The sequence below is a fragment of the Variovorax sp. EL159 genome (assembly GCF_900100965.1).
GTDB lineage: Bacteria > Pseudomonadota > Gammaproteobacteria > Burkholderiales > Burkholderiaceae_C > Variovorax.
This window is the reverse complement of sequence record NZ_FMUJ01000002.1, coordinates 1160598-1180485: the sequence shown is the minus strand read 5'-3', so window position 1 is coordinate 1180485 and position 19888 is coordinate 1160598. Positions and strand designations below refer to the sequence as shown.

The 19888-nt window shown below is 67.4% G+C and carries 18 protein-coding genes; 12 read left to right on the top strand and 6 right to left on the bottom strand.

The window, feature by feature from the left end; translation table 11 throughout:
* The 3 genes from BLQ28_RS11685 to BLQ28_RS11675 are packed head-to-tail and all read left to right on the top strand — an operon-like array spanning window position 1 to window position 4420.
* The gene (locus tag BLQ28_RS11685; protein WP_093239205.1) at window positions 1-1086 is read left to right on the top strand and encodes an inositol monophosphatase family protein; all 1086 of its coding nucleotides are present in this window, start codon (window positions 1-3) and stop codon (window positions 1084-1086) included.
* Window positions 1086-3338, top strand: a complete 2253-nt coding sequence (locus BLQ28_RS11680) for an FUSC family protein (RefSeq protein ID WP_371126621.1) — start codon at window positions 1086-1088, stop codon at window positions 3336-3338. The genes BLQ28_RS11685 and BLQ28_RS11680 overlap by 1 nt, the downstream gene beginning before the upstream one ends.
* Entirely contained in the window at window positions 3338-4420 is a 1083-nt protein-coding gene (locus BLQ28_RS11675; protein WP_093239203.1) for a mechanosensitive ion channel family protein, read from the top strand. Before BLQ28_RS11680 ends, BLQ28_RS11675 begins: the two co-directional genes overlap by 1 nt.
* A gap of 312 nt (window positions 4421-4732) precedes the next feature.
* Here BLQ28_RS11675 and BLQ28_RS11670 read toward each other — a convergent pair whose 3' ends face one another.
* Entirely contained in the window at window positions 4733-6100 is a 1368-nt protein-coding gene (locus BLQ28_RS11670) for an amidohydrolase (RefSeq protein WP_093239202.1), read from the bottom strand.
* Between the two features lie 215 nt (window positions 6101-6315).
* Here BLQ28_RS11670 and BLQ28_RS11665 point away from each other — a divergent pair, with 215 nt between their 5' ends.
* Both BLQ28_RS11665 and BLQ28_RS11660 read left to right on the top strand, forming a co-directional pair.
* Complete coding sequence (locus BLQ28_RS11665; protein WP_093239201.1) at window positions 6316-7083, top strand: helix-turn-helix domain-containing protein; 768 nt, start codon at window positions 6316-6318, stop codon at window positions 7081-7083.
* Window positions 7084-7133: 50 nt separating this feature from the next.
* Window positions 7134-8816, top strand: coding sequence for an amidohydrolase (locus tag BLQ28_RS11660; protein ID WP_371126620.1), 1683 nt, complete (start codon window positions 7134-7136; stop codon window positions 8814-8816).
* A 36-nt stretch (window positions 8817-8852) separates the two neighbouring features.
* On the opposite strand, the gene BLQ28_RS11655 is transcribed toward BLQ28_RS11660, so the two are convergent.
* A complete protein-coding gene (locus tag BLQ28_RS11655) occupies window positions 8853-9353 on the bottom strand; it encodes an Lrp/AsnC family transcriptional regulator (protein WP_093239199.1) in 501 nt (166 codons plus the stop codon).
* A 163-nt stretch (window positions 9354-9516) separates the two neighbouring features.
* On the opposite strand from BLQ28_RS11655, the gene BLQ28_RS11650 reads away from it, so the two are divergent.
* Window positions 9517-10137 (top strand): LysE/ArgO family amino acid transporter, encoded by a 621-nt coding sequence (locus BLQ28_RS11650; protein WP_093239198.1) that lies wholly within the window; start codon window positions 9517-9519, stop codon window positions 10135-10137.
* A 50-nt stretch (window positions 10138-10187) separates the two neighbouring features.
* Window positions 10188-11051 (top strand): class I SAM-dependent methyltransferase, encoded by an 864-nt coding sequence (locus BLQ28_RS11645; RefSeq protein WP_093239476.1) that lies wholly within the window; start codon window positions 10188-10190, stop codon window positions 11049-11051.
* Between the two features lie 12 nt (window positions 11052-11063).
* Here the strand turns inward: BLQ28_RS11645 and BLQ28_RS11640 are convergent, their stop codons facing one another.
* From BLQ28_RS11640 to BLQ28_RS11625, 4 genes are all read right to left on the bottom strand, one after another.
* Complete coding sequence (locus tag BLQ28_RS11640) at window positions 11064-12302, bottom strand: DUF418 domain-containing protein (protein WP_093239475.1); 1239 nt, start codon at window positions 12300-12302, stop codon at window positions 11064-11066.
* Between the two features lie 38 nt (window positions 12303-12340).
* The gene (locus tag BLQ28_RS11635; protein ID WP_256327251.1) at window positions 12341-13207 is read right to left on the bottom strand and encodes an SDR family oxidoreductase; all 867 of its coding nucleotides are present in this window, start codon (window positions 13205-13207) and stop codon (window positions 12341-12343) included.
* Entirely contained in the window at window positions 13204-13809 is a 606-nt protein-coding gene (locus tag BLQ28_RS11630) for a TetR/AcrR family transcriptional regulator (RefSeq protein ID WP_093239197.1), read from the bottom strand. The genes BLQ28_RS11635 and BLQ28_RS11630 overlap by 4 nt, the downstream gene beginning before the upstream one ends.
* A gap of 157 nt (window positions 13810-13966) precedes the next feature.
* Window positions 13967-14500 (bottom strand): MarR family winged helix-turn-helix transcriptional regulator, encoded by a 534-nt coding sequence (locus BLQ28_RS11625; RefSeq protein WP_093239195.1) that lies wholly within the window; start codon window positions 14498-14500, stop codon window positions 13967-13969.
* Between the two features lie 142 nt (window positions 14501-14642).
* Here BLQ28_RS11625 and BLQ28_RS11620 point away from each other — a divergent pair, with 142 nt between their 5' ends.
* From BLQ28_RS11620 to BLQ28_RS11600, 5 genes are all read left to right on the top strand, one after another.
* Window positions 14643-15641, top strand: a complete 999-nt coding sequence (locus BLQ28_RS11620; protein WP_093239194.1) for a Bug family tripartite tricarboxylate transporter substrate binding protein — start codon at window positions 14643-14645, stop codon at window positions 15639-15641.
* Between the two features lie 37 nt (window positions 15642-15678).
* Entirely contained in the window at window positions 15679-16665 is a 987-nt protein-coding gene (locus tag BLQ28_RS11615; RefSeq protein ID WP_093239192.1) for a Bug family tripartite tricarboxylate transporter substrate binding protein, read from the top strand.
* A gap of 20 nt (window positions 16666-16685) precedes the next feature.
* A complete protein-coding gene (locus BLQ28_RS11610) occupies window positions 16686-18002 on the top strand; it encodes a sulfatase family protein (protein WP_093239191.1) in 1317 nt (438 codons plus the stop codon).
* A 124-nt stretch (window positions 18003-18126) separates the two neighbouring features.
* Window positions 18127-19155 carry an SLAC1 anion channel family protein gene (locus BLQ28_RS11605; RefSeq protein ID WP_256327250.1) on the top strand — a complete coding sequence of 343 codons (1029 nt, stop codon included), beginning with the start codon at window positions 18127-18129 and terminating at the stop codon, window positions 19153-19155.
* A 320-nt stretch (window positions 19156-19475) separates the two neighbouring features.
* A complete protein-coding gene (locus tag BLQ28_RS11600) occupies window positions 19476-19796 on the top strand; it encodes a YdhR family protein (RefSeq protein WP_093239188.1) in 321 nt (106 codons plus the stop codon).
* The last annotated feature ends 92 nt before the right edge of the window (window positions 19797-19888 follow it).

Sequence of the window (19888 nt, the reverse complement as noted above, 5' to 3'; positions counted from 1 at the left end):
ATGTCGTCCCCCAACCTGCATCCCATGCTCAACGTGGCCGTCAAGGCCGCACGCGCCGCCGGCGCGATCATCAACCGCGCAGCCCTCGACGTCGAGGCCGTGCGCATCTCGCAAAAGCAGGTCAACGACTTCGTGACCGAAGTCGATCACGCCAGCGAAAAGGTCATCATCGAGACCTTGCTTGGCGCATACCCGGGGCACGGCATCCTGGCCGAAGAATCGGGCACCGAATACGGCGCCAAAGACTCCGATTTCGTCTGGATCATCGATCCGCTCGACGGCACCACCAATTTCATCCACGGCTTTCCGGTCTACTGCGTGTCGATCGCGCTATCGGTGCGCGGCAAGATCGAGCAGGCGGTCATCTACGACCCGAGCCGCAACGACCTGTTCACCGCCACCAAGGGCCGCGGCGCCTACCTGAACGAGCGCCGCATCCGCGTGTCCAAGCGCACCAAGCTCAGCGAGTGCCTGATCTCCACGGGCTTTCCGTTCCGCACCGGCGACAACTTCAAGCAGTACCTGGCCATCATGGCGGACATGATGCCCCGCATGGCGGGCCTGCGCCGCCCCGGCGCGGCTGCGCTCGACCTGGCCTACGTGGCCGCCGGCTTCACCGACGGCTTTTTTGAAACCGGCCTGAACCCCTGGGACGTGGCCGCCGGCTCGCTGCTGGTGACCGAGGCCGGTGGCCTGATCGGCAACTTCACGGGCGAGCCCGAGTTCCTCGATCAGCGCGAATGCCTGGCCGCCGCCCCGCGCGTCTACGGCCAACTGGTGCCGCTGCTCGCCAAGTACTCGAAGTTCGCCAACGTCGACGACAAGCTGCGCGCCAGCGACCGCGTGCGCGCCGTGTCGGCCTCGACCAAGTCGAGCACCGAAGACGCCTCGGTCGACCTCTATGCCCGCAGCACCGTGGTCGACTTCGCGGACGAAGCCGCCGAGGGCGACAAGCCCGCCGTGGCAGCCGCCCCCGCCGCACCCCGCAAGCTCACGCGCATCCGCCGCGACGCACCCGCGGCACCCGGCGCAACTGGCGCACCCGGCACTGGCAGCCCCTTCGAGGGCGACGCTTCCGCCAAGTGATGGTGCTGGGGCCCCGCGCCGCCGCCCGGGTTCGCGCGGCTTTGCGCATTGCGCTGAGCCACTACGTCGCGAGCGGGCTCACCGTCGCGCTCGGGCTCCTGTTCATTTCGGGCGGGGTGCACCTCTGGCTGGGCACCCTGGCCGCCTCCGCGGCGGCCACCGGCGTGATCGTGACCGCGCCGCCCGACCTGCCCGGCCCGCGCCGCGGCAAGTTCTTCCAGATGCTGCCGGCGCCGCTGATCGGCCTGCCGCTCTTCTTTGCCGTGCAGATGCTGCACACCGCGCCGATCCGCCTCGGCCTGCTGCTGGTGCCGGCCACCTTCGTGGCCTTCCTGGGCATGGCCTGGGGCAAGCGGGGCATCCCGATCGCGATCGCGGTGATGTTCTCGATGATCTTCTCGATGGCCACCCAGGCGCCGCGCGACATGGCCGATGCCATCGAGCGCACCTGGCACTTCGGCCTGGGCGCGGGCCTGTACGTGATCTGGGCCACGCTCGCCAACCTCGCGCTCAACGGGCGCTTTCGCACCCAGTCGGTGGCCGACGTGCTCTATTCGCTGGCCGCGCTGATGCGCACCGAGGCCAGCCAGTTCCTGCCGCAGGACGAAACCCGCGACGTGCGCGACACGCCCGCACCGGTGCTCGGCCAACTGCTGCGCGAGCAGGCCGCGCTGGCCGACCAGCTGCAGGCCACCCGCGACATCGTGCTCGAATCGCCGCGCACGCCGCGCCGTCAACGGCTGGCCGCGATGCTGGTGATCGTGCTCGAGATGCGCGACCAGTTGCTGGCCAGCGAGCTTGACCTCGACACGCTGCGCGCCCACCCCGCGCATGCCGAGGCGCTGATCGAGATGCGCTGCGTGCTCGAAGAACTCGCCGAAGAAACCATCGCGCTGGCCGATGCGCTGCTGATGCGCCGCACGCCCGCCGTGGTGCCCGACCGGCGCCCGCGGCTGGCGGCCATCCACGTGTCCGCCGACGACAGCGCGAACAGCCCGGGCGGTGGCGGCGGCCACATCGGCCCCACCGCCGCGATGCTCGCGCGCGGCCTGGCCAGCCGCATCGGCCACATCAACGACGAAGTGCTGCGCCTGTCGGCCATGGCGCGCGGCGACGCCGAGCCCAACCTGGCCGTGGTGCGCGCCAACTGGCAGCTTTTCGTGAGCCCGACCGACTGGTCGTGGCGCCCCTTCCTCACGCTGTGGCGCTGGGACGCGCCGCCGCTGCGCCACGCGATTCGCGCCGCGCTGGCCATCGCGGCCGGCTACGCCATCGCGGTGTCGATGCCCTGGGGCTCGCACGACTACTGGATTCTTCTGACCATCGTGGTCGTGCTGCGCGGCAGCCTCTCGCAGACGCTGGAGCGGCGCAACGCCCGCGTCGCCGGTACGCTGCTGGGCTGCGTGCTCGCGGTGGGGCTGCTGTCGGCCCACCCGTCGGCGCTGATGCTGCTGGTGATCGTGACGGTGGCGCAGGCCATCGCGCACAGCTTCGCAGTGCGGCGCTACCTCATCACCGCGGTGGCCGCCACGGTGCTGGGCCTCGTGCAGGCCCACATGCTGAACGTGGGTGTGGCGCCCATCTTCGCGCTGTTCGAACGCATCGCCGACACGCTCATCGGTGCCGCGCTGGCCTGGGGCTTCTGCTACGTGCTGCCCTCGTGGGAGCGCAGCCAGATCCCTGCGCTGGTGGCGCGCACGCTCACCGCGCAGGCACGCCATGCGCGGCTGGCGCTTGGCCTGGGCCAATTGCAGGCCATCGACAGCAGCCCCGAACTCGAATGGCGCCTCGCTCGCCGCGAGGCCTACGACAGCCTGTCGGCGCTGGTGCAGGCCACGCAGCGTTCGCTCTCCGAGCCGCGCGCGGTGCAACCGCCGCTCGAGCCGCTCGAACATCTGCAGGCCCACAGCTACCAGTTGCTCGCGCAACTCAGCGCCGTGAAATCGATGCTCGTGCTGCGGCGCGACCGCCTCACACCCGGCGAGGTCGAGGGCCCGATCAGCCGCACCGCGCAAAGAATCGAAGCCGCCATCGGAACTACACCGACCACCGGCCCCTCTCACCCCGAGAGCGCCGGCTCCACCACCGTCGGCGGCCCGATTCCCCTGCCCGACCCGTTCGACAACGACATCAGCCCCTGGCTGCTGCGCCGACTCGATCTGGCCACGGCCCTCGCCACGCAGCTGCGCGACGACGCAGCGCGCATTCTTCAACCGCTGAACGAGACAACACCGCCCGCGACCACCGCTTGATGATCAAAGAGATACTTGCCCACCCCTGGTTCGGCACATGGGTTGCCGCCCTGATCGCAGTTCCCCTCGCCCTTCTCGCCCACCGCATCGGTGGCCTTGTATTGAGGCGGATCACCCGCCCGGCGCCGGCGATCCATGCGATGGTGGTCAACTGCAACGCGGCGGCGCGGCTGGTGCTCCCGCTGGTCGCGTTGCTGCTGGTGTGGCAGGCCGCGCCCGACGACCTTCGCTTCATCGGCAACGTGCGGCATTTCAATGGCCTGCTGCTGATCGCCGCAACCACCTGGCTCGCAGTGAAGGCCATCAGCGGTTTCGCCGACGGCGTGCTCGCGCAGCACCCCTCGGACATCGCCGACAACCTGCAGGCGCGCCGCGTGCTCACGCAGACCCGCGTGCTGGCGCGCACCGCCATGACGGTGGTGCTGGTGGCCGGCGGCGCGATGATGCTCATGACCTTTCCGGGTGCACGCCAGGTCGGCGCCAGCCTGCTGGCCTCGGCCGGTGTCATCGGCATCGTGGCCGGTCTTGCGGCCAAGCCGGTGTTCAGCAACCTCATCGCCGGACTGCAGATCGCGCTGGCACAGCCGATCCGCATCGACGACGTGCTGGTGGTCGAGGGCGAATGGGGCCGCGTGGAAGAGATCACCGGCACCTTCGTGGTCATCAAGATCTGGGACGAGCGGCGCCTGATCCTGCCGCTGACCTACTTCATCGAAAAGCCGTTCCAGAACTGGACGCGCCATTCGGCCCAACTGCTCGGTGCGGTCTTCATCTACGCCGACTACGGCATGCCGCTCGCGCCGCTGCGCGAAGAGGTCGAGCGCATCGTGAAGGCAGCGCCCGAATGGGACGGCCGCTTCTTCAACCTGCGCGTGACCGATGCGACCGAACGCACGATGCAGGTTCGCGTGCTCTGCACGGCCGCCACCTCGGGCCTGGCCTTCGACCTTCGCTGCACCGTGCGCGAAGGGCTGATCGACTTCATGCAGCGCGAGTACCCGCAGTTCCTGCCGAAGATGCGGATCGAGAGCGAAGGCATGCACGAGAAACGGCAGGAGCCGCAGCAGCAGCCGATGCTGTAGCTGTTTGTTGCCGCTCGATTCAGGGCGCGCTCGCGCCGACGGCGTACTCCCCTCCGCGAATGTCCCCCGGGGCTGCGCCCCTCCTCCTTTATTTCGCTGCGGGGAGCACACCGCCGGCGTGAGCGTTTTCAGAGCAGTCGTTGATCGGCGATGCACCCGCAACGTGCCCTCGTGCGAATGGCACCGGGTGCTCCCCGCAGCGAAATAAAGGAGGAGCGAAGCGGGGGACATTCGCGGAGGGGAGCACCCGGTGTCATTCGCACGCGCCCTGAACGACAGCGCCCCGAACAAGAGCGCAAAAGAACCAGCGGGCTACTTGGCCGAAGCCATCATGTAGTCCACCGTCAGGTTCGCCAGCGCACGCACCCCGTTCACCAGCGCCGGCTCGTCCACATAGAACTCCGGCGAATGGTTCGACGCGGCCTTCGTCACGTCCACCCCCTTGGGTGTCACGCCCAGGTTGAAGAACAGCCCCGGCACGCGCTCCTGGTAGAACGAAAAGTCTTCCGACGCCGTGGCCTTCGGCCCGAGCATCCAGTTGCCCTCGCCCGCCACGCGCTGCAGCGTCGGCGCCATCTGCGCCGTCAACGCCGGCTGGTTGACCGTCGCGTTGTACAGCTCCACCACCTTGAACGTCGCCTCGGCGCCCGCACTCGCGGCAATCGACTCCGTCGTGCGTTTCATGCGCGCATGGATGTCCTTCTTCATGCCTTCGTCGTAAGTACGCACCGTGCCCATCATCTCGACCTTCTCGGGCACGATGTTCATGCGGTTGCCGCCATGGATGGTGCCCACCGTGATGACCGATGGCTCCAGCATCGCGTTGACCTGCCGGCTCTGGATGGTCTGCAGCCCCATCACGATCTGCGAGGCCACCACGATCGGGTCGATGCCGCCCCAGGGCCGCGCGCCGTGCGTCTGGCGGCCCTTCACGTCGATCCAGAACTGGTCGGCCGCCGCCATCGCTGCACCGCTGCGCCAGGCCAGCTTGCCAGACTCGATGCCGCTGCTCACGTGCAGGCCGAAGATCGCGTCGACCTTCGGGTTCTCGAGCACGCCCTCGGCCACCATCTGCTTGGCGCCCCACATGTTGCTGCCGTTGGGCTCGAAGTCGGCCGGGCTCTCTTCGGCCGGCTGGAAGATGAACTTGACCGAGCCCGGCAGCTGGTCCTTCATGCCCGCCAGCACTTCTGCCGTGGCCATCAGGATCGCGACGTGCGTGTCGTGGCCGCAGGCGTGCATCACATCGACCTCCTTGCCCAGGTACTGGCCCTTGGCCTTCGATGCGAAGGGCACGTCGACGCGCTCCTTCACCGGCAGCGCGTCCATGTCGGCGCGCAGTGCCACCACCGGCCCCGGCTTGCCGCCCTTGAGCAGGCCGACCACGCCGGTCTTTGCCACACCCGTCTTGACCTCGAAGCCGAGCTTGCGCAGATGGTCGGCCACCAGCTTTGCCGTGCGGGTTTCGTAGTTGCCGAGTTCGGGGTGCTGATGAATGTCGCGGCGCCATGCGATCAGCTGGGCCTCGACCGCCTTGGCGCGCGTGTCGATCTGCGCCTGCAGCGATGCGGCGCCGCTGGCTTGCTGCGCACCGGCCGAAGCGGCGCAGAGCGCCAGCGCGGCGGCCAGCACGGGGCGCATCAGGGCCGCGCGGTGCAAGGGTCGGGAAGTTTTTTTCATGTCTCTCTGTCTCCTGTTGAATGTTCTTTTGCGAGCCTGTGGCACCGCATGCGATGCACGCGCGGCCAAGGCCCGGGACTCTAGGTTGCGACACCCGCCGTGTATGTCCGCACAGATGAGGACACGGGAACCCGACCGGCGCGCGCCATGGCATTATTTCGCCGGAGCGCTCGCGGCCATGACACCGACAAGACAAGCGCCGGAGACAACCACACATGACCAACGAATTGACGCTGCCCGTGCAGGACGCATGGCTGGGAGACGCCGTCCAGCACCTGGGCAGCTCCAGCTTTCATTCGCGCCTGCTCGAAGGCCTGAACGCCGCGCTGGGCGCCGACCACGTCAGCTACCTCTGCTATGACGGACACGGCCGCGTGCAGGCAGCGTCGGCGGCCAGCGTGCTCGACCAGCACCTGATCGAGTCGACCACCGAGATCTTCGTCAAGCGCTTCTACGAGCGCGACCCCAATTACCCGCTGATGTGCACCGACGCACGCGGTGGCGCCTCCGATGGCAGGCCCGAACTCCAGCTGCTCTGGATGTCGCCCGCCAGCATCGGCGACCCCGAGTACCGCCGGCTCCTGTTCGACCGGCCCGGCTTCTCCAGCAAGGTATCGCTGCTGCGCCGCTGGCGCGACCAGACCTGCTACCTCAACCTGTACTTCTCGCGCACGAAGGTGCAGCGCGACCGCACGGCGCGGCTGATGCGCTCGCACGCCTCGACGCTCATGGCGCTCGCGCATCGCCACGATGAGCTGGTGTCGCTGCACCGGCAACCCGAAGCCAGCCACGCCCACCTGTGGCCCGAGCTGTCGCAACGCGAACGCGAGACCGCGCGGCTGCTGGTCGAAGGCTGCACCGCGAAAGAAATCGCGCGGCAGCTGTCGTTGTCTCCGGCCACCGTCATCACCTACAAGGAGCGCGTCTACGCGAAGCTGGGCGTGCAGAACCTGCGCGAGTTCCTGACGCTGGCCAGGCACTGAGCCGGTCGCTTTCTTCTTTCTTCTTCCATAACTACTACATGAAGACATCCATGAACAGATCCCTTCTCAAGCTGTGCGGCGCCCTGCCCATGGCCGCCGCCCTCGCGTTCGGACAAGCGCAGGCCGAGCCCACCGTCGTCGCGCCCGTCAAGGGCTACACCTTCGAGGGCGACAAGCTCGTCAGCTTCTCCGCTCTCGCCTTCGACAAGGGCCGCGTGCTGGGCGTGGGTGACGCCGCATCGATCGCCAAGCAGTACCCCGACGCACGCAAGCTCGACGGCCAGGGCCGCACGATGCTGCCGGGCCTGATCGATGCGCACGGCCATGTCTTTCGCATCGGCTTTCGCCAGAGCGAAGTAGTGGTGACCGAGACGCGCACGCTGGCCGAGGCCCTGGCCAAGATCAAGGCCTACGGACAGGCCAACCCCGCGCGCCAATGGATCATGGGCTCGGGCTGGAACCAGGTGATCTGGAAGCTCGACCGCTTTCCCACCGCGGCCGAACTCGACACCGCCATTGCCGACCGCCCCGTGACCCTGCGCCGCGTCGATGCCCACGCCATCTGGGCCAACACCAAGGCGCTGCAGATGGCCGGCATCACGCGCGACACGCCCGACCCCGTGGGTGGGCGCATCGAGCGCGACGCCAAGGGCGAGCCCACCGGCATCCTGGTCGACAAGGCACAGCTGTTGCTGACCAAGGTGATGCCGCCCTACACCGACGCCGAGCGCCGCATCGCGCTCGACTCGGCCATGCGCCACTTCGCCTCGCTCGGCCTCACGGGCGTGGGCGATGCCGGCACCAGCGCGGACGAGGCACGCATCTACCGCGAGTTCGCGGACGCGGGCAAGCTCACGTCACGCGTGTACGCCATGATCAACGACGTCGGCGACGACTACAAACAGCTCGCGCCCAAGGGCCCCGTCAAGGGCTATGCCGACGACCGCTTCAACCTGAGCGCCGTCAAGCTCTTTGCCGACGGCGCCCTCGGCAGCCGCGGCGCGGCCCTGCTGGAGCCCTACAGCGACGACCACAACAACAAGGGCCTGCTCTTCATGGACGACGCCGTGCTGCGCGGCAAGGTGCGCACCGCGCTCAAGGCCGGCTACCAGGTCAACGTGCACGCCATCGGCGACGCGGCCAACCGGCAGATCCTCGATGCCTTCGAAGCAGCCTACAAGGAAGACCCGAACGGCATGGCCCGGCGCAACCGCATCGAGCACGCGCAGGTGGTGTCGCTTCAGGACATTCCCCGCTTCAAGACCCTGGGCCTGATCGCATCGATGCAACCCACCCACGCCACCAGCGACATGAACATGGCCGAAGACCGCGTGGGCAAGGAGCGCATCAAGGGCGCCTATGCGTGGCAGACCTTCCTGAAGCAAGGCACGGTGATCGCGGGCGGCTCCGACTTTCCGGTCGAATCGGCCAACCCGTTCTACGGCCTGCACGCGGCCGTGACCCGCACCGACCACCAGGGCAAGCCCATCGCCGGCTGGCACCCCGAGGAAGCGATGACGCTGCCGCAGGCCTTCCGCGCCTTCACGCTCGACGCGGCCTACGCCGAGCACCAGGAGAAATCCATCGGCTCGCTGGAGCCCGGCAAGTGGGCCGACTTCATCGTCGTCGACCAGGACCCGTTCACGATCGCGCCGGGCGAGATCTGGAAGACGCAGGTGCTGGAGACGTGGGTGGCGGGCGAGCAGGTCTATCGGCAGAAGGCTGCGCGCTGAACGGCCGAGTCGGCGCCGACTGAACGGCTGAGCCTTTCAGGTCCGGCGCCCCTTGGCGCCGGCACGCGCCTCGGCATCGGCGGCACCGGCCGCACGATCTGGCGCTTCCACGGCCCGCGCCGGAATCGGCACCGACATCACGATCGAGGTGCGCGTTTCGCCCAAGTGGTTGATGCTGCCCACGAAGTCCTCCAAGTGCTCGATGTCGCGCGCGATCACCCTGAGCACGTACGAGTCCTGCCCCGTCACGTGAAAGCATTCGAGCACCTCGCTCTTGCCCTTGAGCAGCTTGATCAGCCGCGCCTTCTCGGGCTGCAGGGTGTGGATGCCGATCAACGCCGTGACGGTGTAGCCCGCCTTGCGCGGCGGCACTACCGCGCGGTAGCCCTCGATCACGCCCGCCTCTTCCAACCGTTTCACCCGCTCCGAGGTCGAAGGCACCGACAAGCCGACCTGCCGCGACAGCGAGGTCAATGAGGTGCGTGCGTCTTCCTGAAGCACGTCGAGGATCTGCCAATTCTTGGGATCGATTTCCATGGATTTAAGGCACGGGTTGGATATTTGCTTCCGATCTCAGGCAAACAGCGCGATCTGCCTGAGCTTCGCCATTTTCACCAACGAAACGTCTCGAGACAATTCGATGCCAGCCCGATCACCTCGGCCACCTTTGACTGCTTCGATCACCTCTCGAACAACGCACATGGATCTCGCCCTCTTCCTCAAGTCCCTCGTCATCGGGCTGTCGATTGCCGCGCCCGTGGGGCCCATCGGCCTGCTCTGCATCCAGCGCACGCTGGCGCACGGCCGCACCATCGGCTTTCTGAGCGGGCTGGGCGCGGCGCTGGCCGACGCGTGCTACGGCGCCATCGGTGCGCTGGGCGTGTCGGCCGTCATCGCGTCGATGGTGGCGGCGCGCGTGCCGCTGGCGCTGGGCGGCGCGGCCTTCCTAGCGTGGATGGGCATTCAGCTTCTGCGCGCGCCGGTCGCAACGCAAGCGCGGTCGGCACAGGACGCCACCACGCCGCTGAAGGCGATGCTGTCGGTGTTTGCGCTGACGCTGGCCAACCCGATGACGATCCTGTCCTTCATTGCGGTGTTCGCATCGGTCGCGACCGGGCACGTGGGCGGCACCGGCACCGCGACGTCGATGGTGCTCGGCGTGTTCCTGGGCTCGGCGCTGTGGTGGCTCGGGCTGTCGACCGGCGTGTCGATGGTCCGGCACAAGCTGAGCGCGCGAGCCATGCAGTCCATCAACAGGCTGTCGGGTGCACTGCTGCTTTGCTTCGCGGCGTACCAGCTCTCGACACTGCTGACATCCTGAGCGCTCCCGGCGCAGAATCCGGCGAAGACCAACGCACCGGATTGGAAGCCATGACCGACCAGCAAGATGCAGCACCAGACAGCACGGCAGCACGCGTTGCCCTGTGGCGGGCCCTTCATCTGGAGGCCGACCCCGCGCCGCATGTGCTCGAAGACAGGATCGGCCTCGAACTCCTCGCCCCCGGCGCCGACTGGCGCAGCCGCGGCGACATGGACCCGCAGTTCACGCGTCCGTTTCGCGCGTCCATCGTGGCGCGGGCGCGCTTCATCGAAGACCTGGTGGTCGAACAGGCCGGGCACGGGCTGGGCCAGTACGTGATCCTCGGCGCCGGGCTCGACAGCTTCGCGCAGCGCAGACCCGAGCTTGCATCGCAACTCAAGGTGTTCGAAGTCGATCAGCCAGGCCCCCAGGCCTGGAAGCGGCAACGGCTGGTCGCGCTGGGTTTCGGCATTCCCGACTGGCTGCGCTTCGTGCCTGTCGACTTCGAGGCCGGAGACAACTGGAAAGACGGGCTCGTGGCCGCCGGCTTCGACGACAGCAAGCCGGCCATCGTGGTCTCGACGGGCGTCAGCATGTACCTCACCAAAGAGGCGAATGCGGCCGCGTTGCGCCAGGTCGTCGCGGCCCTGGCTCCGGGCTCGACGCTTGCGATGACCTTCCTGCTCCCGCTGGAGATGGCGGACCCGGAGGTACGCCCCGGGCTCGAGATGGCGCAGAAGGGTGCACGCGCGAGCGGGACGCCGTTCATCAGCTTCTTCACGCCGCCGGAAATTTTGGCGCTGGCCCGCGAGGCCGGCTTTGCACAGGCACAGCACATCTCTGCGACCGATCTTGCGCAGCGCTACTTTGCTGGCAGGGCGGATGGCTTGCGTCCGCCCAGCAATGCCGAAGAACTGCTGCTGGCCCACACGTAGGCGCGGCGCGACTCAGGATCGCGAAGGCGACGGGAGCCGCTCCCTGCGCCGCATCGCGGGCAGCTCCAGGTTCGTCAAGGCCCGCAGCAGCCACTCCACCGGCCCATAGGCAAATCGCCCCATCCACCAGCGGCTCAGCACCAGTTGCGCCCCAAAGATCGCGAAGGCGAATGCGAAGGTCGCCAGCGGCCCGACGGTGCCCATCAAGCGAAGGCCGTACGCCAGGAAGATCCAGGCACACACCAGCGACTGCAGCAGGTAGTTCGACAGCGCCATGCGTCCGGCTGGTGCCAGCAGATTGGCCAACGCATGGCCGCGCGGCGTCTGGAACAGCAACAGCATTCCCGCGCCATAGGCAGCCGTAAGGAACGGCGCCGTCAACAGCCCGAGCGACAGGCTGTAGATCTCGCGCACCGAGTCGTTCAGCCGCACCGATGGCCACGCATAGAACACCGCGCCCGGCACACCCACGATCGCGCCCCAGAGCAGCAGCCGCTTGAACAGCGCCCGATGGGCTTCGACGTGCGCAAGCAGCCCACGCCGGCCGGCGATGAAGCCCGCGAAGAACATCGCCAGCGCGGTGGGCGCCTGCACCAGCCCGATCACCACCCAGACCTGCGACAGCTCGCGCAGATGCTGTGCGATGACCGTGGCCGGCGTTCCACGATAGGCCGCAAGGGCCGACACGGCTTCGGCGATCGCACCCCGGGTGTCTTGCGGAGCGCCCGAGAGCACCAGCAGATAGCCCACGCCGGCCCACACCAGCGAGGTCGTCAGCACGAGGCCGATGGCGCAGCGCATCAGGAACACATCGCCCCGCCGCCGCAACACCAGCAGCACTGCGCCCAGCACCGCATAGGTGGTGAGGATGTCGCCGTGGTACAGCACCACCGCGTGCAGGATGCCGATGACCCACAGCCCCACCAGCCGCCGCAGCAGGCGCGGCACGAAGGGTTTGCCATCGCGCTCGGCCGACTGCATCTGCAAGGTGAAGCTGTAGCCGAACAGGAACGAGAACAGCAGGTAGAACTTGGTCTCGAACAACAGGCTGCGAACGTACAGGGCCGCGCGCTCGGCCACGGACTGCGCCATCGGATCGGGCACGCCCACGCCGTAGTAGGACGAGGCAAAGCTCGCGATGTTGACGACAAGAATGCCCAGCAGCGCGAAGCCACGCAGGGCATCGACCAGTTGCTGGCGATGGTTGGCAGGCGCGCGCACGGGCTGCGCGGAGGGGTTCTGGAGCGACATGGTGTCTTCGGTCGTGTGCGTCATGGGTGTCGTGTGGCTCATGCGGCCGTCAGGCCGCCGTCGATGACGAACTCGCTGCCCGTCACATAGCGCGATTCATCGCTGGCGAGGTACAGAATGCCGTTGGCCACGTCGACGGCCGTGCCCGCGTGGCCGAGCGGTGCGCCGGCCCGGCCCGCCATGCCGAGGACCGCGCGGCGCCAGAGCCGCTTCAGGCCGGCCACCATGCCCCCGCCACCCGTCGGCTGCACGCGCGCATTCGTGCACCAGATCGGCGTGTCGATGATGCCGGGGTGCAGCGAGTTGACCCGCACGCCATTGCGCGCGCGGGCGCACTCCAGCGCCACCGATTTCGAGAACAGGCGCACGCCGCCCTTGCTGGCCGAATAACCCGCAAGGCCCGGTGTGCCGATGAGCCCGGCAACGGACGACACATTGACCACCGAGCCACCACCGGAGCGCGACATCAGCGGCACGCCGTGCTTCACGCCCAGAAAAACGCCATCGAGATTGACTGCGAGCTGGCGACGCCATTCTTCGTGGCTCATCGCGAAGGTGTCGCCGGCCAGCGCGATGCCGGCGTTGTTGACCAGCACATGCAGCGCGCCGTGGGCCGCGATGACGGTGTCGATCACGTCGCGCCAATCGGCCTCGCTCGCCACGTCGTGTGCCATGAACATCGCACGCCCGCCGGTGGCACGCGCCAGCCGCGCCGTTTCTTCACCGCCCAGGGCGTCGATGTCGGTGGCAACGACCGTCGCACCTTCGGCGGCCAGCCGCAGCACGGTGGCGCGTCCGATGCCCGAAGCCGCCCCCGTCACCAGCGCCACCTTGCCGAACACGCGGCCGCTGGCGCGGTCCCAGACCGGACGTTCGGGCGATGGTATGCAAACCACGGCGTTCACGCGGTGCTCCCAGGCTTGAGGAAACGGCTCACGATCAGGCGCAGCATCGGCGCCTCGCGCTCGGGCTCGAAGCTCGCGTCGATGGCCAGCCGCGAGAAGACGCCATCGATCAGCGCGGCGATCCAACTCGCGGCCTGCGCCGGATCGAGTTGCGCATCGACCTGCCCGCGTGCCACCGCGCGACGCAACAGCGCGGCAATGGCGGCGCGCGTCTCTGCGTCGCTCGCGGCCGTCATGGCGCCGACGGTCGGGTTGCGCGCGGCTTCGGCGGCGATCTCCAGTGCCAGGCGCGCGTAGGCCTTGTCGGCCGCAAACGCCATGACCACGTCGAGAAAGCCGAGAAGCGCCTCGAAAAGATCGGGGGCATCTTCGAGCGTGGCGAAGTAGTCGGCGGCATCGCGCCGCTCTTCGTCGACGATGGCCTCGATGATCGCGCTCTTGCTGTCGAAGTAATGGAAGAGATTGCCCGGGCTCATGCCGGCCGCGGCACAGATCTCGGCGGTGGTCGTGGCGTGGAAGCCGCGACGTGCGAAGCAGTCGCCGGCCGCTTCCATGATCTGACGGCGCTTGGCCTGCTGGCGCTCGGGGTCAACTTTTCGCACGGGGTTGCTCGGGCTGGTGGGTCATGCCTTTATTATTAGACCAAGTGCTCGATCTATTATTAAGAAAACCTTCAGGCAGGACGGACACGGGGTGGCGGCCGGCCGTTGCGCAGGCACGCGGTGTCGACTCACCCCAGGGCCCGCAACGGGCCTACCGTCAAGGCGACGGGGTCGAACGCGGATTGCCCGCGCCCCTGGCTGCGGCGCGCCGCCCCCTGTCTGCCTTGGGCAGCACCGCCTCTTCGACCAAGCGCTCGGCGCGCGCCTGCAGGCGATGCAGCGAATCGTCGAAGCGCGCGGCGTCGTCGGCGTCCAGTGCGCCCAGCAGCTCCGTGTTGATCTGCGTGACCAGTGGAAAAAGCGCGTCGTACAGCGCCCTGCCCGCTTCGGTCAGGCCCAGCGCCACCTGTCGGCGGTCGCCCGCGCGGGCCACGCGCGAGACCAGTTGCTTGGTCACCAGCGAGCCCACCGCCTTCGACGTGCGCGCCCGGTCGAGCTGGGCGTGCTCGGCCAGTTGCGACGAACTCAACTCGCCCCGGCTGGCCAGCACCGCGATCAACCGCCATTCGCGCCGGGTGATGCCGAAGCGCCCCTCGCACAGCCGGATCACCATGCTGCCCGCGACCGACAGCAGGCGCGACAGCCGGTACAGCAGCAGGTCGTCCAGCGGTCGGCGGGGGGCGTCGGTCATCGGGGGCGAGGCCGGGTTAATCCGGTCAATGGTTGATTTGATCAATTGACTGTAGCGTCTACAGAATCGTCCGCAGCCGCGGCCACCCGCCGCGACGGCGCCGCACGAAAGAAAGCAACCGAGCCCCCCGGAGACATCGCCCATGCCCCTGATTCCCGACCTGAACCGCCGCCATGCACTCGCCGCGCTGGGCGGCCTTGCCCTCGCGCCCGTCGCATCGCTCGCGCGGACCGAGCAGCCCTTCACGCCCGGCCAGCCGATCAAGGTGCTCATCGGCGTGCCCGCGGGCGGCACGCAGGACGTGCTGACGCGCGCCATCGCGCAGCAGGTGCGCGAGTCGCTGGGCCCGCTCATCATCGACAACCGTTCGGGCGCGGCGGGCCGCATCGCGGTCGAGGCCGTCAAGACGGCGCCGCCCGACGGCCACACGCTGCTGCTGGGCACGGCCGGCATGATGACCATGTTTCCGGGCGCCTACCGCAACCTCTCGTACGACCCGATCAAGGACTTCGTGCCGATCATCAATGCGGCCCGCTTCGAGCTGGCACTGGTCGTCAACAAGGACGTGCCCGTCAACACGCTGGCCGAGTTCATCGCCTGGGCCAAGGCGCAGGGCGACAAGGTGAGCTTTGCCTCGTATGGCGCGGGCACGCCTTCGCACTTTCTGGGCGAGATGCTCAACCGCGCGGCTGGCCTGAAGATGGTGCACGTGCCCTACCGCGGCTCCACGCCCGCGCGGCAGGACGTGATGGGCGGCAGCGTGCCCGTGTACTTCGACACCATCGGCGGCGCGCAACAGATGCTGCCCTCGGGCCGCGTCAAGGTGCTGGCCACCAGCGGCGAGAAGCGCTCGCCGCTCATGCCCAACCTGCCGAGCTTTGTCGAGGCCGGCTACGAGGACGTGGTTGCGACCGCGTGGTTCGCGTACTACGCACCGCTCAAGACACCGCCGGCCACCATCGAGAAGCTGCGCGCCGAATTCACCCGCGCCGTGAATGCGCGCGAGGTGCGCCAGCAACTGCTGCAGAACGGCATGTACCCCATTGCCGATGGCAGCGAAGCCCTGCTGAAGACCATGCGCGAAGACACCGCGCGCTGGACGGCCATCATGAAAGCCGTGAATTTCCAGGCCAACGATTGATTGATTGATCGAGATTGAACAAGGAGGAACCCACACCATGCCGACCCCTGCCCCCATCACCCGCCGCCTTGCCACGCTGTTTGCCGCAGCGGGCCTCATGGCGTGCGTTGCCATCAACGCGCACGCGGCACCGCTGCTCGACAGCCCGCTGCACATCGTCGTCGGCTATGCCCCCGGCGGCGCCACCGACCGCGTGGCGCGCGTCGTGGCCGACAAGCTCGGCGTCAAGCTGGGCGTGGCGGTCATCGTCGACAACAAGCCCGGCGCGGGCGGCCGCCTGGCGGCGCAGCAGGTGAAGATCACGCCCGCCAACCAGAACGTGCTGATGCTCGCCAACCCCGCCGTGATGGTGGTCGCGCCGCTCGTCTTCAAGGACAACAACTACGACGCCGAGCGCGACTTCGTGCCCGTGTCGCACGTCAACGACTACGACTTCGCGCTGTCCGTGTCGCCCACGCTGCCCGTGCGCGAGCTGAGCCACCTGCTCGCATGGATGCGCGCCAACCCCACGCAGGCCAACGTGGGCGTGCCGGCCACCGGCAGCCTGCCGCACTTCTTCGGCCTGATGATGGGCGAGAAGGCCAAGGTGCAGACCCAGGTGATCGGCTACCGTGGCTCGGCGCCACTGCTGAACGACCTCATCGGCGGACAGGTGCCCATCGCCGTCGACACGGAAGACGTGGTGCTGCCCCAGCACACGGCCGGCAAGCTGCGCATCCTGGCGCTCTCGGGTGCCAAGCGCTCGCCGTTCGCGCCCGACATTCCGACCTTCAAGGAAGCCGGCCTCGACCTTGCCGCCACCGGCTGGAACACCTTCTTTGCGCCGACCAGCATGCCCAAGGACAAGGTCGAGCGGCTGTCCACCGCCATCCGCGAAGTCATGCAAGACCCGGACACCCAGCGCAAGTTCAAGGACTCGGGCATGACGCCCGTGGTCAGCACGCAGGCGCAAACTGTCGCCATGCTCAAGGCGTATCGCGCCCAGTGGGCCCCCGTCGTGCAGAAGTCCGGCTACCAGCCCTGAAGAACAACCGCACCAGAGATATGACCAGACCCAACATCATCTTCATCGTGGCCGACGACCTCGGCTACGCCGACCTTGGCTGCTACGGCGGCCGCGATGCCGTGTTCGGCCCCGTGTCGCCCGTGCTCGACGGGCTGGCCGCCAACGGCCTGAAGCTCACCCAGGGCTATGCGAATTCGCCCGTGTGCTCGCCCACGCGCTTCGCGCTGATGACCGCACGCTACCAGTACCGCCTGCGCGGCGCGGCCGAAGAGCCCATCCGCAGCAGCAGCCGCGGCAGCACCACGCTGGGCCTGCCGACCGACCACCCCACCCTGCCGTCGCTGCTCAAGGCCGGCGGCTACCAGACCGCGCTCATCGGCAAGTGGCACCTGGGCTACCCGCCCAGCTTCGGGCCGCTGCGCTCGGGGTACGACGAGTTCTTCGGCCCCATGTCGGGCGGCGTCGACTACTTCACCCACTGCGACTCCACCGGCCAGCACGACCTGTGGTTCGGCGAAGAGGACAAGAAGGAAGACGGCTACCTCACCGACATCCTTTCCAAACGCGCCGTCGACTACGTGGAGCGCATGGCGAAGCAGGAGGCGCCCTTCTTCCTGAGCCTGCACTACACCGCCCCGCACTGGCCCTGGGAAACCCGCGACGACGCGGAGAAGGCACCGGCCATCAAGGACAACCTGTTCGACCTGGCCGGCGGCAACATCCACGTGTACCGCCGCATGATCCATCACATGGACGAAGGCATCGGCTGGATCATGGCCGCGCTGCAAAAGCACGGCATGGCCGACAACACCCTCGTGGTGTTCACCAGCGACAACGGCGGCGAGCGCTTCTCGGACAACTGGCCGCTGGTCGGCGGCAAGATGGACCTGACCGAAGGCGGCATCCGCGTGCCATGGATCGCGCACTGGCCCGCCGTGATCGCCAAGGGCGGCGAGAGCGCGCAGCTGTGCATGACCATGGACTGGTCGGCCACCATGCTCGACGCAGCCGGCGTGAAGCCCGATGCGGCCTATCCGCTCGATGGCGTGTCGCTGATGCCCGTGCTGAAAGACGCGACGCACAGCTTTCGCCGGCCGCTGCACTGGCGCATGAATCACCGCGGCCAGCAGGCGCTGCGCGACGGCGACTGGAAGTACCTGCAGGTCGACGGCAACGAGTACCTGTTCAACATTCCGGCGGACGAGCGCGAGCGTGCCAACCTGGGCAAGAAGCAGCCCGAGCGGCTGGCCGCCATGCGTGCCGACTGGCTCGCGTGGAATGCGACGATGCCCGCGATTCCGGACGATGCGACGGTGAGCCTGGGTTACTCGGTCAAGGACATGCCGCAGCGTTGACGCGGCACCGCGCGCCGGGCCCGCTCAAGGGCTGCGGCGCGCATGGCCGACAACGCGGGGATTTGGCAGAAAACGCCGTTGCACAGCCATATCGGCCAGGCAACCGCAAGCGAAACTGGCGCGCATGACGACCCATGCCGCTATGCAGCAGGCCACGCTGCCTGCCACTTCCTTGCCTCTCGGCACAGTGGACGCCCGCCCTGTCGGAGCGTCCATCAAGAACCTTCCCGTCAATCTGTTCGCGGCCGTGATGGGCCTCTCGGGCCTTGCCATGGGCTGGCGTTTTGCGCACACCGCATTCGGCGTCAGCCGAGTGATGGCCGATGTGATCGGGGTCTTCGCCACCTTCGTCTTCCTCGTGCTCGCCATCGGGTATGGCGCCAAGCTGCTGCGGCACCCGACCGCCGTGAAGGCCGAGTTTCATCACCCGATCGCCGGCAACTTCTTCGGCACCATCGCCATTGCACTGCTGCTGCAATCGGCCGTGCTGGGCGTGTACGACAGCACGCTCGGCCGCGTGCTCTGGACCATCGGCACCGTTGTCACGCTGCTGCTGGCCCTGCATGTCGTCTCGCGGCTGCTCGGTGGCAACGGCGACCCGAAGCACGCGGTGCCTGCGTGGATCATTCCGGGCGTCGCCGCGCTCGACATCGTGGTCACGGGCAGCCACGGGCCCATGGCCTGGGCCGGCGAGGTGCTGCTGCTGTCAATTGCGGTGGGCTCGGTGCTCGCGCTCGTGATGTTCACGATGATCTGCACGCGGTTGATCCAGCACGAGCCGCTTGCGCCTGCGATGACGCCTTCGCTGATGATTCTTGTCGCGCCGTTTGAGGTCGGGTTCACGGCATACACCAACCTCACGGGGCAGGTGGATCAATTCGCGGGACTGCTGTTTTACTTCGGTCTGTTTCTGTTCGTGGTGCTTGCGCCGAAGGTGTTTCGCAGGAGCGTGCCGTTTGGGGCGGGATGGTGGGCGATCAGCTTTCCGCTGGCTGCGATGGTGAATGCAGCGTTGAAGTACGCGTCTGTGCATCCGACATTGCCATTGAGGCTGCTGGCGGGGGTGTCGCTGGTGGCTCTAACTGCGGCGCTTCTGGTGTTGGTGGTTCGGACGCTGCATATTCTTTTCAATGGACGGTTGCTGGCGAGTTGACATGGCGAAGCGTGGCTCCATGGTCTCGATCGCGAGGGTACCGGGTTGTGCGTGGCGATGGACTGCGCGGTCACGGTCTTCGAACGGGCGCAGCCGAGTGGATCTGGCAATGTGGTTGTCTTCGACTGACGGCTCGGGATTGATTGCTGTCCTTTAGTCACGACGTTCGACTGTCGCGTCCGGGCCCTAACCGGATGTACGTTTCGACCTTCGACCGAAGCGGGCATGAGGCGCGAAGTCTCATAGCAAATTCGTAGGTTGACCTCAGCGCGCTAGCATCGAAGTGGCTTTCGTTCTTGTGCTTTCGAAGGGAAACCACTGTGATCACCGAGACCATTTACTTCGACCTGCCAGCAGGCATCTCGCGCGACGAGCTCCTCGCCAAATACAGACAGACGGCCTCTGCCTGGTCGACAAACGAGGACCTCGTCTACAAGTTCTACTTCTTCGATGAAACGAGGAATGTGGGCGGCGGCGTGTACGTTTGGAAGACGCTGGAAGCCGCCAAGCACTGGCATGGCGCCGAGTACCAAGCCCGTGTCAAAGAGGTTTATGGGAGCGAGGTGCAGATCACGCACCACGACACGCTGCTTGTGGTCGACAACATCAACAGGGATGTGTCGGAGCCAACGAGAGGCTAGAAAGAAAGTGGTCTTGGCGTGGCCGATCTTTACTTGACCATACCTAGTTGCTGTCTACGCAGGCAAGAGACAGACCCATCGTTCTTCAGCCA

Bases quoted from the DNA above. Each gene is read 5' to 3' on its own strand.
- BLQ28_RS11685 (WP_093239205.1), top strand. From the start codon at position 1: ATGTCGTCCCCCAACCTGCATCCCATGCTCAACGTGGCCGTCAAGGCC.
- BLQ28_RS11680 (WP_371126621.1), top strand. From the start codon at position 1,086: ATGGTGCTGGGGCCCCGCGCCGCCGCCCGGGTTCGCGCGGCTTTGCGC.
- BLQ28_RS11675 (WP_093239203.1), top strand. From the start codon at position 3,338: ATGATCAAAGAGATACTTGCCCACCCCTGGTTCGGCACATGGGTTGCC.
- BLQ28_RS11670 (WP_093239202.1), bottom strand. From the start codon at position 6,100: ATGAAAAAAACTTCCCGACCCTTGCACCGCGCGGCCCTGATGCGCCCC.
- BLQ28_RS11665 (WP_093239201.1), top strand. From the start codon at position 6,316: ATGACCAACGAATTGACGCTGCCCGTGCAGGACGCATGGCTGGGAGAC.
- BLQ28_RS11660 (WP_371126620.1), top strand. From the start codon at position 7,134: ATGAACAGATCCCTTCTCAAGCTGTGCGGCGCCCTGCCCATGGCCGCC.
- BLQ28_RS11655 (WP_093239199.1), bottom strand. From the start codon at position 9,353: ATGGAAATCGATCCCAAGAATTGGCAGATCCTCGACGTGCTTCAGGAA.
- BLQ28_RS11650 (WP_093239198.1), top strand. From the start codon at position 9,517: ATGGATCTCGCCCTCTTCCTCAAGTCCCTCGTCATCGGGCTGTCGATT.
- BLQ28_RS11645 (WP_093239476.1), top strand. From the start codon at position 10,188: ATGACCGACCAGCAAGATGCAGCACCAGACAGCACGGCAGCACGCGTT.
- BLQ28_RS11640 (WP_093239475.1), bottom strand. From the start codon at position 12,302: ATGTCGCTCCAGAACCCCTCCGCGCAGCCCGTGCGCGCGCCTGCCAAC.
- BLQ28_RS11625 (WP_093239195.1), bottom strand. From the start codon at position 14,500: ATGACCGACGCCCCCCGCCGACCGCTGGACGACCTGCTGCTGTACCGG.
- BLQ28_RS11620 (WP_093239194.1), top strand. From the start codon at position 14,643: ATGCCCCTGATTCCCGACCTGAACCGCCGCCATGCACTCGCCGCGCTG.
- BLQ28_RS11615 (WP_093239192.1), top strand. From the start codon at position 15,679: ATGCCGACCCCTGCCCCCATCACCCGCCGCCTTGCCACGCTGTTTGCC.
- BLQ28_RS11610 (WP_093239191.1), top strand. From the start codon at position 16,686: ATGACCAGACCCAACATCATCTTCATCGTGGCCGACGACCTCGGCTAC.
- BLQ28_RS11605 (WP_256327250.1), top strand. From the start codon at position 18,127: ATGACGACCCATGCCGCTATGCAGCAGGCCACGCTGCCTGCCACTTCC.